This window comes from Curtobacterium sp. Csp2 (genome assembly GCF_013347165.1).
In genome coordinates, this window is sequence record NZ_CP054593.1 from 1,583,474 (window position 1) to 1,596,101 (window position 12,628).

Annotated in this window: 13 protein-coding genes and 1 pseudogene; 8 read left to right on the forward strand and 6 right to left on the reverse strand. The window is 76.0% G+C overall.

The window, feature by feature from the left end; translation table 11 throughout:
- From HUN59_RS07845 to HUN59_RS07865, 5 genes are all read left to right on the forward strand, one after another.
- Positions 1-1,214: glycerophosphoryl diester phosphodiesterase membrane domain-containing protein (locus HUN59_RS07845; protein WP_217483634.1), on the forward strand; the 1,214-nt coding region annotated here is incomplete at its 5' end.
- Positions 1,211-1,849, forward strand: a complete 639-nt coding sequence (locus HUN59_RS07850) for a DUF4129 domain-containing protein (protein ID WP_174777123.1) — start codon at positions 1,211-1,213, stop codon at positions 1,847-1,849. The genes HUN59_RS07845 and HUN59_RS07850, both read left to right, overlap by 4 nt.
- Positions 1,846-3,258, forward strand: a complete 1,413-nt coding sequence (locus HUN59_RS07855; RefSeq protein WP_174778042.1) for a DUF4350 domain-containing protein — start codon at positions 1,846-1,848, stop codon at positions 3,256-3,258. Before HUN59_RS07850 ends, HUN59_RS07855 begins: the two co-directional genes overlap by 4 nt.
- A gap of 65 nt (positions 3,259-3,323) precedes the next feature.
- Positions 3,324-4,280, forward strand: a complete 957-nt coding sequence (locus tag HUN59_RS07860) for an AAA family ATPase (protein WP_174779421.1) — start codon at positions 3,324-3,326, stop codon at positions 4,278-4,280.
- Positions 4,280-5,656 carry a DUF58 domain-containing protein gene (locus HUN59_RS07865; protein WP_174778043.1) on the forward strand — a complete coding sequence of 459 codons (1,377 nt, stop codon included), beginning with the start codon at positions 4,280-4,282 and terminating at the stop codon, positions 5,654-5,656. The genes HUN59_RS07860 and HUN59_RS07865 overlap by 1 nt, the downstream gene beginning before the upstream one ends.
- Before the next feature lie 31 nt (positions 5,657-5,687).
- Here HUN59_RS07865 and HUN59_RS07870 read toward each other — a convergent pair whose 3' ends face one another.
- The gene (locus HUN59_RS07870; RefSeq protein WP_174778044.1) at positions 5,688-6,683 is read right to left on the reverse strand and encodes a stage II sporulation protein M; all 996 of its coding nucleotides are present in this window, start codon (positions 6,681-6,683) and stop codon (positions 5,688-5,690) included.
- A 138-nt stretch (positions 6,684-6,821) separates the two neighbouring features.
- Between HUN59_RS07870 and HUN59_RS07875 the strand changes: the two genes are divergently transcribed.
- Entirely contained in the window at positions 6,822-7,691 is an 870-nt protein-coding gene (locus HUN59_RS07875; protein WP_174778040.1) for an RDD family protein, read from the forward strand.
- A 36-nt stretch (positions 7,692-7,727) separates the two neighbouring features.
- On the opposite strand, the gene HUN59_RS07880 is transcribed toward HUN59_RS07875, so the two are convergent.
- Both HUN59_RS07880 and HUN59_RS20140 read right to left on the reverse strand, forming a co-directional pair.
- Positions 7,728-7,994 carry an adenosylhomocysteinase gene (locus tag HUN59_RS07880; RefSeq protein WP_441307036.1) on the reverse strand — a complete coding sequence of 89 codons (267 nt, stop codon included), beginning with the start codon at positions 7,992-7,994 and terminating at the stop codon, positions 7,728-7,730.
- A pseudogene (locus HUN59_RS20140) lies at positions 7,983-8,072 on the reverse strand (hypothetical protein); the annotation flags it as partial. The gene HUN59_RS07880 and the pseudogene HUN59_RS20140, both read right to left, overlap by 12 nt.
- Between HUN59_RS20140 and HUN59_RS07885 the strand changes: the two are divergent.
- Positions 8,049-8,171, forward strand: a complete 123-nt coding sequence (locus HUN59_RS07885; protein ID WP_441307030.1) for an adenosylhomocysteinase — start codon at positions 8,049-8,051, stop codon at positions 8,169-8,171. The pseudogene HUN59_RS20140 and the gene HUN59_RS07885 sit on opposite strands and share 24 nt — an antisense overlap.
- Before the next feature lie 36 nt (positions 8,172-8,207).
- Here the strand turns inward: HUN59_RS07885 and HUN59_RS07890 are convergent, their stop codons facing one another.
- Positions 8,208-9,077: an RDD family protein gene (locus tag HUN59_RS07890; protein WP_174778040.1), complete on the reverse strand. Its 870-nt coding sequence runs from the start codon at positions 9,075-9,077 to the stop codon at positions 8,208-8,210.
- A 138-nt stretch (positions 9,078-9,215) separates the two neighbouring features.
- On the opposite strand from HUN59_RS07890, the gene HUN59_RS07895 reads away from it, so the two are divergent.
- Positions 9,216-10,211 carry a stage II sporulation protein M gene (locus HUN59_RS07895; protein WP_174778044.1) on the forward strand — a complete coding sequence of 332 codons (996 nt, stop codon included), beginning with the start codon at positions 9,216-9,218 and terminating at the stop codon, positions 10,209-10,211.
- A gap of 31 nt (positions 10,212-10,242) precedes the next feature.
- Here HUN59_RS07895 and HUN59_RS07900 read toward each other — a convergent pair whose 3' ends face one another.
- Both HUN59_RS07900 and HUN59_RS07905 read right to left on the reverse strand, forming a co-directional pair.
- A complete protein-coding gene (locus tag HUN59_RS07900; protein ID WP_174778043.1) occupies positions 10,243-11,619 on the reverse strand; it encodes a DUF58 domain-containing protein in 1,377 nt (458 codons plus the stop codon).
- Positions 11,619-12,575 carry an AAA family ATPase gene (locus tag HUN59_RS07905; protein WP_174779421.1) on the reverse strand — a complete coding sequence of 319 codons (957 nt, stop codon included), beginning with the start codon at positions 12,573-12,575 and terminating at the stop codon, positions 11,619-11,621. The genes HUN59_RS07900 and HUN59_RS07905 overlap by 1 nt, the downstream gene beginning before the upstream one ends.
- Positions 12,576-12,628: the final 53 nt, after the last annotated feature.

Below are 12,628 nucleotides of genomic sequence, written 5' to 3' on the forward strand. Positions count from 1 at the left end.
GGTCCAGGAAGCCCGGGCCGCAGCAGGCCGGCTCGCGTCCCGTGCTGCCGCTGCGACCGCTCGGGCTGGGGGACGTCCTGTCCGGTGCGTTCACCGTCCTCCGGCGGAACGCCCGGGTCCTGCTGCTCTGGAGCCTGCTGCTGAGCGGCGTGCTCGGGTTGGTGTCGACCCTCGCCGGGACCCTCGGGCAGCAGGCCCTGCAGTCGCGGATGTTCGCCGCGGTCGACGCCGGTCGGGGTGCCGACGCGGTCACCGCGGGGTCCATCACGCTCTGGCTGCTCCTGTCCGTCGCTCTGCCCTTCATCGCCTCGCTCGGCCGGGGCTTCCTCGTCGCGCCGGTCGCCGTCGACACCGGGCAGCGGATCCTCGGCCGCCGTGCCTCGTTCGGCGGCCTGTGGCGGCTGCTCGCCGGTCGCCGGTGGTCGGTCCTCGCCTGGATCCTGCTGCAGGCCGGCGCCGGTGTGGTCGCCGCCCTCGTGTTCGGCCTGGTGGCGTTCGCCGGCGTCGCCGCGATCGGTTCGGGCAGTCGCGCGGGCCTCGGCGGCGTCGTCCTGCTCTTCGTCGTGCTCGCGCTCGGCTTCGGTGTGCTCGCCGCCTGGCTCGGCACGCGGTTCGTCTTCACGGTCCCGACGATCGCGCTCGAGGGCCGGTCGGTGTTCGCCGCGGCCGCGCAGTCCTGGCGACTCACCCGGCGCGCGTTCTGGCGGACCTTCGGCATCCTGCTGCTCGTGCAGGTCGTGTTCGGGTTCGCCGCGTCGATCGCGGCGACGCCGCTGTCGATCGGGGCGCTGCTGCTCGGCGGGACCTTCGACCCCCTCGGGCAGACGGGCGCGCGGGCCGGCGTGGGGGTCGGCGCGGTCGTCGCCCTGGTCGTGGGGAGCCTGCTCGTGATCGCGGTCCAGTGCGTCGTCGACGTGCTGTCCGCCTCGATCACGACCTTCCTGGCGGTCGACCGACGCATCCGCACCGAGGGACTCGACCAGCGCATCGCGGCGCACCTGGAGACCGGGCAGCCGAGCGACCCGTTCGCGCCCGCCGACCCGCTCCTGCCCGCGCAGGGGTGGCCGTGGCCGCCGCAGCAGCAGTGGACCCCGCAGCAGCAGTGGGCCCCGCAGCAGCAGCCGTGGTCGCAGCAGGCGCCGCAGTGGCCGGTCCCGCCCGCGCAGCAGCCGGAGCCGCCGACCTGGGGTGGGAAGCCGGACGGTCGCCCGTGACCCCCGGTCCGGACGAGGCCCGGGACCTGCTCGAGCGCGAACTGCAGCGCAGCGAGTACGCGGCCGTCGAGCCGACCTGGTGGGACCGGGCGTCGCGCGCGGTCCTCGACTGGCTGCAGTCGCTGCGTGCCGACGGGCTCGGGTCCCCCGCCGTCGCGCAGACGCTGCTCTGGACGGCCGTGGTCGTCCTCGTCGCGGTCGTCGTCCTCGTGGTCGTCGCCCGCGGACTCCCCTGCCGACGCGCCCGCACCGCCGCGGACTCGATCGGCGGGGTGTTCGACGCGGACGACCTGCGTCCGGCTCGCGACGTCGCCGAGGCCGCTCGGGCAGCACTCCGCACCGGGGACTGGGACGGCGCGGTCCTCGACGGCTACCGGGCGATCGCCAGGGGCCTCGGCGAACGGGACCTCGTCCCGGACGTGCCCGGCGCCACGGCCCGCGCGATCGCCGACCGTGCGGCGCCGTCCTTCCCGGACGCCGCCGTCGCCATCGCCCGGGCCGCCGCCGCGTTCGACGCCGTGCGGTACCTCGGTCGTCCCGCGGACGAACCGATCGCCCGCGCGGTCCTGGACACGGAGGCGACCGTGCGGACCACCCGCCCCGTCCGACCCGACCAGCCGGCGGTGCCCGCGTGAGCGCGGCCGGTGCCACCCGCGAGCGCACCGCGACCCCCGAGCCGTCCACGGCCCCGGTGTCCGCGGGCCCGGCTCCCGCGGGGACCGGTCGCGGCGGTCTCGCCCGCCGGGTCGCCCTGTGGTCGGTCGTCGTCGCCGTCGCGCTGGTCCTCGCGGTGGCCACGGCCGTCGTGCAGGGGTCGGCGCCGACGGACCGGACCCCGCTCGACCCGACCTCGACGACGGCGAGCGGCTCCCGCGCACTCGTCCGGGTCCTGGAGCAGCAGGGGGTCGCCGTCGACGTGGTGCGGGACGCGGGCCGTCTCGGGGACGGCACGGTCCTGGTCGACGACTCCGCGGGGGTCCTCGACCCCGGTGTCGCACGACGCATCGTCGCCCGCGCCGCCCACGTCGTCCTGGTCACCGAGGACGCCCGCGTGCTCGACGCCGTCGGGCTGCCGCTGGAGCCCGCGTCCCGCGTGACCGAGCGCCGGACCGTGTCCACGACCACGTGCCCCGTGCCGGCGGTGGCCGCCGCCCGGTCGGTCACCACCGAGGGGTCCGCCTACGTCGCGGTGCCGGACGCCGACACCACGGGCGTCGAGCTCTGCGCGTCGACCGACCTCGGCGACGGCCGCGGGTGGGGCATCGCGCGGACCACCACGGCGGGTGGGGACGTCGTCCTCCTCGGTACCACCGGCGCCCTGCGGAACGACACGATCACGACCGCCGGCGACGCGGCCCTCGCCCTCGGGCTGCTCGGCCAGGGCGGTGGGAGCAGCGCGACGCCGATGCTGGGCTGGTACGTGCCGACCCCGGCCGGCGGGGACGCCGCTCCGACGCTCGGCTCGCTCGCCCCGCCGTGGGTGCCGAGCGTCCTCGCCCTCCTCGGGCTCGTCGCGGTCGCGGCGGCCGTCTGGCGGGGTCGGCGCCTCGGGCCGCTCGTCGTCGAGCGGCTGCCGGTCGTCGTCCGCGCGGCCGAGACCGCCGAGGGACGGGCCCGCCTGTACGCGAGGACCCGCGACCGCACGCACGCGCTCGACACCCTGCGCGTCGCCGCCCTCCGACGGAGTGCCGGTCGGCTCGGCTTGGCCCGCAGCACGCACGTCGACGACGTCGTCCGGGCCGTCGCCCGTGCGACCGGACGATCCGACTCCGAGGTCGGCGCGGTCCTGGTCGGCGGTCCCGTCGGCGACGACCGGACGCTGGTCACGGCGGTGGCCGAGCTCGACGCGCTCGAACGGGCGCTGCGCGCCGCGACGGGCGGCTCGGTGGACGACCGGCACCAGACCACCAGCGAGCGGCGCACAGAAGACCGGCAGCCGCCGTCCGACCAGTACCCGCCGCCCGACCAGCACCCGCCGTCGAACAAGCACCCGCCGTCGAACAAGCACCCGCCGTCGAACAAGCACCGAGGAGCACGACCGTGACCGACCACACCAGCAGCGCGGCCACCGACGCAGGGCCCGACGCCCGGAACGGTGCTCGGCCCGACATTCGACGCGACGACCTGCGCGAGGCCTTCGGGCGGCTCCGCTCCGAGGTCGCGAAGGCCGTCGTCGGCCAGGAGGGTGCCGTCTCCGGCATGATCGTCGGCGTCCTGGCGCAGGGGCACGTCCTGCTCGAGGGCGTCCCGGGTGTCGCGAAGACCCTGCTCGTCCGGAGCCTGGCGGCAGCGATGTCGCTCGACACGAAGCGGATCCAGTTCACGCCGGACCTGATGCCCGGCGACGTGACCGGTTCGCTCGTGTACGACGCGTCGACGGGCACGTTCCCGTTCCGCGAGGGCCCCGTGTTCACGAACGTGCTGCTCGCGGACGAGGTGAACCGCACACCCCCGAAGACCCAGTCCGCCCTGCTCGAGGCGATGGAGGAACGCCAGGTGAGCGTCGACGGCGCGGCACACCCGTTGCCCGACCCGTTCTTCGTCGCGGCGACCATGAACCCGATCGAGTTCGAGGGCACCTACACGCTGCCGGAGGCCCAGCTCGACCGGTTCCTCCTGAAGCTCGTCCTCGACGTGCCGCCGCGCGACGTCGAGTGGCAGGTGCTCCGCCGGCACGCGGACGGCTTCGTGCCGCGGGACGTGCGCTCCGCCGGGATCACGCCCGTGCTCGGCGTCGACGAGGTCCGCGCCGCCCAGCGCGCCGTGCAGGCCGTCGCCGCGCGTGACGACGTGCTCGCCTACGTCGTGGACCTGGCCCGCGCGACCCGCCAGGCCCCGTCGGTCCGCGTCGGGGTGAGCCCGCGCGGCGCGACCGCACTGCTCGCCGCGGCGAAGGCCTGGGCGTGGCTGACCGGCTACGACGCGATCACGCCGGACCACGTGCAGGCGATGGCCGTGCCGGTCTGGCGCCACCGGCTGCGGGTGGCCGCGGACGCCGAGCTCGAGGGCGTCGGTGCCGACAGCGTCCTGCAGCAGGTGCTCGAGCAGGTCCGGGTGCCGATCTAGTGGCGGTCACCGGTCGGTTCGTCGTCCTGCTCGCCGTCGCCGTCGTCCCGACGGTGCTGCTCGGCAGCGGCTGGGCGGGGCTCGCCTGGGTGGCGGTCGTCGTGGTCGGCGCGGCACTCGACGTCGTCCTCGCCGCCGACCCGGGGCGACTCCGCGTCGAGCGGCGGATGCCCCGCGGCGCCCGGCGGGACGCCACCGCGGACGGCACGCTCGTCGTCGCGAACGACGGCACCCGTCGGCTCCGCGCCGAGCTCCGCGACATGTGGGAGCCGTCGGCCGGACAGCAGCCGCGCCGCTTCCGCCTCGACGTGCCGCCGGGGGAACGCCGGACCGCGCGGATGCGGTTCGCGCCGTTCCGTCGCGGCCGTCGCACCACGACCGGGGTCGCGGTGCGGGCGGTCGGGCCCCTCGGCCTCGCCGCCCGGCAGCGGGTCCTGGCGGCACCGGGGACGCTCGTCGTCACCCCGCCGTTCCGGTCCCGCCGACACCTGCCGTCCCGGCTCGCCCGACTGCGCGAGCTCGACGGTGAGACGACCCTGCAGCTCCGCGGTCACGGCACCGAGTTCGACTCGCTCCGCGACTACGTCCGGGGCGACGACGTCCGGTCGATCGACTGGCGGGCGACCGCGCGTCGGCAGGACCTGGTCGTCCGGACCTGGCGACCGGAGCGCGACCGCCGGGTCGTGGTGGTCGTCGACGCCGGGCGCTCCGGAGCCGGTCGGATCGAGGACGAACCGCGCCTCGACACGTTCATCGAGGCGGCGCTGCTGCTCGGCGCCCTCGCGGCCGCGGCCGGTGACCGCGTCGACCTCGTGGTCCTCGACGACGCCGTCCGCGACCGCGTCCGCGGCGCCACCCGGTCGGACGTCGTGCAGCGGTTCGGCGAGGTCCTCGCGTCCGTCGAACCGGGCCTCCGTGCGACGGACTGGTCCGCCGTCCCCGGCGTGGTCGACGGTGTGACGACCGCCAGGGCCCTCGTCGTGCTGCTCACCGGACTGGACTCGGTCGGTTCGTCGGGCGACCTGCTCGCGGTCCTCCCCCGCCTCGCCCGTCGCCATGCGGTCGTCGTCACCGGCGTCGAGGACCCCACGGTGCACCGCACCGCCGTCGGCGACCCGGACCCCGTCACCGGGGTCGTACCGGGCCGGACCCGGGGCGGACGCACGCGATCCGCGCGACGGACCACGGGCCTCCCGTCCGGCGCGGAGCGCGACGTGTACCGGCGTGCCGCCGCGGAACGCTCCCTGCTCGACGCGGCCGGCGTCGCGGACGTGGCCCGACGCGCCGGAGCCGAGGTCGTCAGTGGACGGCCCTCGGACGTGCCGCCGCTGGTCGCCGACGCGTACGTCCGCGCGAAGGCGGGCGGCCGGCTCTGATGGCCGGGAGGCGCGTGGCGGCTCCCCGGGATCAGCCCGCGACCAGCGCGGTCGCACCGCGCTCGAACTCCTCGACGTCGCCGCGCTGGCCGGCGCGGTACGCGCGGCCGCCGAGCACCCACTGGTACCAGAGCACCGCGGCGAGGGCGACGGTGCCGATCCCGATCTTGACCGGCCAGGGCCAGTCCTGGCGGGTCACGACGCCCTCGACGAGGCCGGAGAGCAGCAGCGTGCCGACCAGACCGAGGGCGACGGTGACGAGCGCGCGGCCGTCCTCGGCGAGTGCCTGCGCGCGCGTCCGCTCCCCCGGTGCGATCCACGACCAGGCGATCCGGAGTCCCGCGGCGCCGGCGAGGAAGATCGAGTAGAGCTCGAGCTGGCCGTGCGGCGCGATCCAGAGGAAGAAGTCGCCGAGGCGGCCCTCGGAGTGCATGATCGCCGCCGACACCCCGAGGTTGATCGCGTTCTGCCCGATCGAGTACGGCACGAAGAGCCCGGTGATGCCGAACGCCACCATGCTCGCGGCGATGTACGCGTTGTTCGTCCACACCTGGGCGGTGAAGGCCCCGAGGCCGTGGTCGGAGTAGTACGCCTGGAAGTCCTGCGTGGCGTACCGGCGGAGGGACTCCGGGGTCCCGAAGGTCTCGAGCGCGCCGGGTGTCGTGCTGATCCACACCGCGACGACGGCCGCGACGACCGCGGTGGCAGCGGCGACCCAGAGCGTCAGCCACCGGATGCGGTACAGCGCGGCGGGGAGCTGGAGCACGAGGAAGCCGGTCAGCGCCGTGAGCGGGTCGACCGGGGTGCCGGTGAGCCGGAGCCGGGCGCGGAAGAGCGTCAGCGACAGCCGGTCCTCGGTCGCCGTGCGAGGGGCCGCGGCGCGGACGCGGGCGAGGTCGGTGGCGGCCGCCTGGTACCCGGCGACGAGCCGGTCGGCCTCGGCCCCGGTGCGGGGCCGCGCGCGGGCGAGCTGGTCGAGTTCCTGCCAGCGGTCGCGGTGCACGGCCTCGTAGGCGTCCAGGTCCACGTCGTCTCCCCCGTCGTCTCGCCGTCCGGTGCTGCGCTGTCGTCCGGGTGCAGTCCCGTTGCGTGCCGGCCCGCCGTCCGGTGCTGGCCCGCCGTTCGGTGCTGTCCCGCCGTCCGGTCCGTGCGACAGAATGATGCCATGCCGACGACGCGAGCGCCCCGCGACCTGGCCGACGCGCGGTACGTGCACGCGCTCGACGACACCGCGGACGAGCTCGTCGTCGGCGAGGCGGTGGCCCTCGACGTCCAGCCGGCCGGCATCGCGCTCCGCATCGCCGCCGGGCTGCTCGACGGGGTGTGCCTCGTCGTCCTGTACCTGATGCTGCTGCTCGGGATGTCCCGACTGTGGCCGAGCGGCCTCGACACCGCGTGGGGAGCCGCCCTGTCGATCGGGGTGCTCGTCGTGGTGCTCGTGCTCGTCCCGGCTGCGCTGGAGACCGTCACCCGCGGTCGGAGCGTCGGCCGGTTCGCCGCCGGCACCCGGGTCGTGCGGCTCGACGGCGGTGCGGTCGGCTTCCGGTACGCGATCACCCGCGCGCTCGTCGGCCTGCTGGAGCTGTGGGGCTCGTTCGGGTCGATCGCCCTCGTCGTCGCCCTGTTCGGCAGTCGGCCGCGGCGCCTCGGGGACCTGCTCGCGGGGACCGTCGTGCAGCACGAGCGGGCCGTCCGGCACCGTCCGGCTCAGGTGCTCCTGCCCGTCGAGCTCACCGCGTGGGCCGGCACCGCCGACGTCTCGGCGCTGCCGCAGCGGCTCGAGAACCGCCTGGGTGCGTTCTTCCGCGGGCCCGCCGACCTGGCGCCGGCGGCTCGGGTGGCGACGGCCGAGCGGCTCGCCGCCGAGGTCGTCCCGCACGTGCACCCGCTGCCGCCCGTGCCCGCCGAGGTGTTCCTGGCCGGGGTCGTCGTGCTGCGGCGGGACCGGGACACCCGGGCGCTGCGTGCCCGGGCGGCCGTGCTCGACCGGGCCGCCGCGGCCGCGACGGGCCGGCCGCCGGGCTTCCCGCGCTGACGCGCCGACGTGCCCGCGGCGCGCCGCCGCGCCGGCTCAGTACCGGTAGTGGTCGGGCTTGTACGGCCCCTCGACCGGGACGCCGATGTAGTCGGCCTGCTCCGGCCGGAGTTCGGTGAGCCGGACGCCGAGGGCGTCGAGGTGCAGCCGTGCGACCTTCTCGTCGAGGTGCTTCGGCAGCACGTGCACGCCCGTCGGGTAGGCGTCGCGCCGGGTGTGCAGCTCGATCTGGGCGAGCACCTGGTTCGTGAACGAGGTGCTCATCACGAACGACGGGTGACCCGTCGCGTTGCCGAGGTTCATCAGACGCCCCTCGCTGAGGACCAGGACCGAGCGACCGTTCGGCAGCCGCCACTCGTGCACCTGCGGCTTGATCTCGACGCCCTCGGCGTCCGGCTCACCGAACTCCGGCCGGAGCAGGCCGACTACATCGGCGTCCCGGTCGAGGGGCCGTACAAGCCCGACCACTACCGGTACTGAGCCGGCGCGGCGGCGCGCCGCGGGCACGTCGGCGCGTCAGCGCGGGAAGCCCGGCGGCCGGCCCGTCGCGGCCGCGGCGGCCCGGTCGAGCACGGCCGCCCGGGCACGCAGCGCCCGGGTGTCCCGGTCCCGCCGCAGCACGACGACCCCGGCCAGGAACACCTCGGCGGGCACGGGCGGCAGCGGGTGCACGTGCGGGACGACCTCGGCGGCGAGCCGCTCGGCCGTCGCCACCCGAGCCGCCGGCGCCAGGTCGGCGGGCCCGCGGAAGAACGCACCCAGGCGGTTCTCGAGCCGCTGCGGCAGCGCCGAGACGTCGGCGGTGCCGGCCCACGCGGTGAGCTCGACGGGCAGGAGCACCTGAGCCGGACGGTGCCGGACGGCCCGCTCGTGCTGCACGACGGTCCCCGCGAGCAGGTCCCCGAGGCGCCGCGGCCGACTGCCGAACAGGGCGACGACGAGGGCGATCGACCCGAACGAGCCCCACAGCTCCAGCAGGCCGACGAGCGCGCGGGTGATCGCGTACCGGAAGCCGACCGCACCGCCGTCGAGCCGCACGACCCGGGTGCCGGCGGCGAACCGGCCGACGCTCCGACCGCGGGTGACGGTCTCCAGCGCAGCCGGGACGAGCACGAGCACCACGACGAGCACCCCGATCGACAGGGCGGCTCCCCACGCGGTGTCGAGGCCGCTCGGCCACAGTCGGGACATCCCGAGCAGCAGCATCAGGTACAGGACGACGAGGCACACCCCGTCGAGCAGCCCGGCGGCGATGCGGAGCGCGATGCCGGCCGGCTGGACGTCGAGGGCCACCGCCTCGCCGACGACGAGCTCGTCCGCGGTGTCGTCGAGCGCGTGCACGTACCGCGCGTCGGCCAGGTCGCGGGGCGCTCGCGTCGTCGGCATGGCATCATTCTGTCGCACGGACCGGACGGCGGGACAGCACCGAACGGCGGGCCAGCACCGGACGGCGGGCCGGCACGCAACGGGACTGCACCCGGACGACAGCGCAGCACCGGACGGCGAGACGACGGGGGAGACGACGTGGACCTGGACGCCTACGAGGCCGTGCACCGCGACCGCTGGCAGGAACTCGACCAGCTCGCCCGCGCGCGGCCCCGCACCGGGGCCGAGGCCGACCGGCTCGTCGCCGGGTACCAGGCGGCCGCCACCGACCTCGCCCGCGTCCGCGCCGCGGCCCCTCGCACGGCGACCGAGGACCGGCTGTCGCTGACGCTCTTCCGCGCCCGGCTCCGGCTCACCGGCACCCCGGTCGACCCGCTCACGGCGCTGACCGGCTTCCTCGTGCTCCAGCTCCCCGCCGCGCTGTACCGCATCCGGTGGCTGACGCTCTGGGTCGCCGCTGCCACCGCGGTCGTCGCGGCCGTCGTCGCGGTGTGGATCAGCACGACACCCGGCGCGCTCGAGACCTTCGGGACCCCGGAGTCCCTCCGCCGGTACGCCACGCAGGACTTCCAGGCGTACTACTCCGACCACGGCCTCGGGGCCTTCACCGCCCAGGTGTGGACGAACAACGCGTACATCGCCGCGAGCATGGTGGCGTTCGGCATCACCGGGCTCTTCGTGCCGTACTCGATCGGGCAGAACGCGATCAACCTCGGGGTGTCGGCGGCGATCATGCACTCCGAGGGCCGCCTCGGCGACTTCTTCCTCTGGATCGCGCCGCACGGCCAGCTCGAGCTCTACTCGATCTTCCTCGCCGGCGCCGCGGGACTCCGGATCGCCTGGTCGTGGATCGCACCGGGGGAGCGGACGCGCGCGCAGGCACTCGCCGAGGACGGCCGCGCGCTCGTCACCGTCGCCCTCGGTCTGGTCGGCACGCTGCTGCTCTCCGGCCTCGTCGAGGGCGTCGTGACCCGCCAGGACTGGCCCTGGCCGGTCAAGATCGGGATCGGCACCGTCGCCCTCGCCGCGGTGCTCTGGTACCAGTGGGTGCTCGGCGGCCGCGCGTACCGCGCCGGCCAGCGCGGCGACGTCGAGGAGTTCGAGCGCGGTGCGACCGCGCTGGTCGCGGGCTGATCCCGGGGAGCCGCCACGCGCCTCCCGGCCATCAGAGCCGGCCGCCCGCCTTCGCGCGGACGTACGCGTCGGCGACCAGCGGCGGCACGTCCGAGGGCCGTCCACTGACGACCTCGGCTCCGGCGCGTCGGGCCACGTCCGCGACGCCGGCCGCGTCGAGCAGGGAGCGTTCCGCGGCGGCACGCCGGTACACGTCGCGCTCCGCGCCGGACGGGAGGCCCGTGGTCCGTCGCGCGGATCGCGTGCGTCCGCCCCGGGTCCGGCCCGGTACGACCCCGGTGACGGGGTCCGGGTCGCCGACGGCGGTGCGGTGCACCGTGGGGTCCTCGACGCCGGTGACGACGACCGCATGGCGACGGGCGAGGCGGGGGAGGACCGCGAGCAGGTCGCCCGACGAACCGACCGAGTCCAGTCCGGTGAGCAGCACGACGAGGGCCCTGGCGGTCGTCACACCGTCGACCACGCCGGGGACGGCGGACCAGTCCGTCGCACGGAGGCCCGGTTCGACGGACGCGAGGACCTCGCCGAACCGCTGCACGACGTCCGACCGGGTGGCGCCGCGGACGCGGTCGCGGACGGCGTCGTCGAGGACCACGAGGTCGACGCGGTCACCGGCCGCGGCCGCGAGGGCGCCGAGCAGCAGCGCCGCCTCGATGAACGTGTCGAGGCGCGGTTCGTCCTCGATCCGACCGGCTCCGGAGCGCCCGGCGTCGACGACCACCACGACCCGGCGGTCGCGCTCCGGTCGCCAGGTCCGGACGACCAGGTCCTGCCGACGCGCGGTCGCCCGCCAGTCGATCGACCGGACGTCGTCGCCCCGGACGTAGTCGCGGAGCGAGTCGAACTCGGTGCCGTGACCGCGGAGCTGCAGGGTCGTCTCACCGTCGAGCTCGCGCAGTCGGGCGAGCCGGGACGGCAGGTGTCGGCGGGACCGGAACGGCGGGGTGACGACGAGCGTCCCCGGTGCCGCCAGGACCCGCTGCCGGGCGGCGAGGCCGAGGGGCCCGACCGCCCGCACCGCGACCCCGGTCGTGGTGCGACGGCCGCGACGGAACGGCGCGAACCGCATCCGCGCGGTCCGGCGTTCCCCCGGCGGCACGTCGAGGCGGAAGCGGCGCGGCTGCTGTCCGGCCGACGGCTCCCACATGTCGCGGAGCTCGGCGCGGAGCCGACGGGTGCCGTCGTTCGCGACGACGAGCGTGCCGTCCGCGGTGGCGTCCCGCCGGGCGCCGCGGGGCATCCGCCGCTCGACGCGGAGTCGCCCCGGGTCGGCGGCGAGGACGACGTCGAGTGCCGCGCCGACCACGACGACCGCCACCCAGGCGAGCCCCGCCCAGCCGCTGCCGAGCAGCACCGTCGGGACGACGGCGACGGCGAGCAGGACGACGAACCGACCGGTGACCGCCACTAGATCGGCACCCGGACCTGCTCGAGCACCTGCTGCAGGACGCTGTCGGCACCGACGCCCTCGAGCTCGGCGTCCGCGGCCACCCGCAGCCGGTGGCGCCAGACCGGCACGGCCATCGCCTGCACGTGGTCCGGCGTGATCGCGTCGTAGCCGGTCAGCCACGCCCAGGCCTTCGCCGCGGCGAGCAGTGCGGTCGCGCCGCGCGGGCTCACCCCGACGCGGACCGACGGGGCCTGGCGGGTCGCGCGGGCCAGGTCCACGACGTAGGCGAGCACGTCGTCACGCGCGGCGACGGCCTGCACGGCGCGCTGGGCGGCGCGGACCTCGTCGACGCCGAGCACGGGCGTGATCCCGGCGGAGCGCACGTCCCGCGGCACGAAGCCGTCCGCGTGCCGGCGGAGCACCTGCCACTCGACGTCGCGCGGCGGCACGTCGAGGACGAGCTTCAGGAGGAACCGGTCGAGCTGGGCCTCCGGCAGCGTGTAGGTGCCCTCGAACTCGATCGGGTTCATGGTCGCCGCGACGAAGAACGGGTCGGGCAACGGGTGTGCCGCGCCGTCGACGCTCACCTGGCGTTCCTCCATCGCCTCGAGCAGGGCGGACTGGGTCTTCGGGGGTGTGCGGTTCACCTCGTCCGCGAGCAGCACGTTCGTGAACACGGGGCCCTCGCGGAACGGGAACGTGCCCGTCGACGCGTCGTACACGAGCGAACCGGTCACGTCGCCGGGCATCAGGTCCGGCGTGAACTGGATCCGCTTCGTGTCGAGCGACATCGCTGCCGCCAGGCTCCGGACGAGCAGGGTCTTCGCGACACCCGGGACGCCCTCGAGCAGGACGTGCCCCTGCGCCAGGACGCCGACGATCATGCCGGAGACGGCACCCTCCTGGCCGACGACGGCCTTCGCGACCTCGGAGCGGAGCCGCCCGAAGGCCTCGCGCAGGTCGTCGCGTCGAATGTCGGGCCGAGCACCGTTCCGGGCGTCGGGCCCTGCGTCGGTGGCCGCGCTGC

Excerpts from the sequence above, each read along its gene's own strand:
- HUN59_RS07875 (WP_174778040.1), top strand. The coding sequence starts at position 6,822 with ATGCCGACGACGCGAGCGCCCCGCGACCTGGCCGACGCGCGGTACGTG.
- HUN59_RS07880 (WP_441307036.1), bottom strand. The coding sequence starts at position 7,994 with ATGAACCTCGGCAACGCGACGGGTCACCCGTCGTTCGTGATGAGCACC.
- HUN59_RS07890 (WP_174778040.1), bottom strand. The coding sequence starts at position 9,077 with ATGCCGACGACGCGAGCGCCCCGCGACCTGGCCGACGCGCGGTACGTG.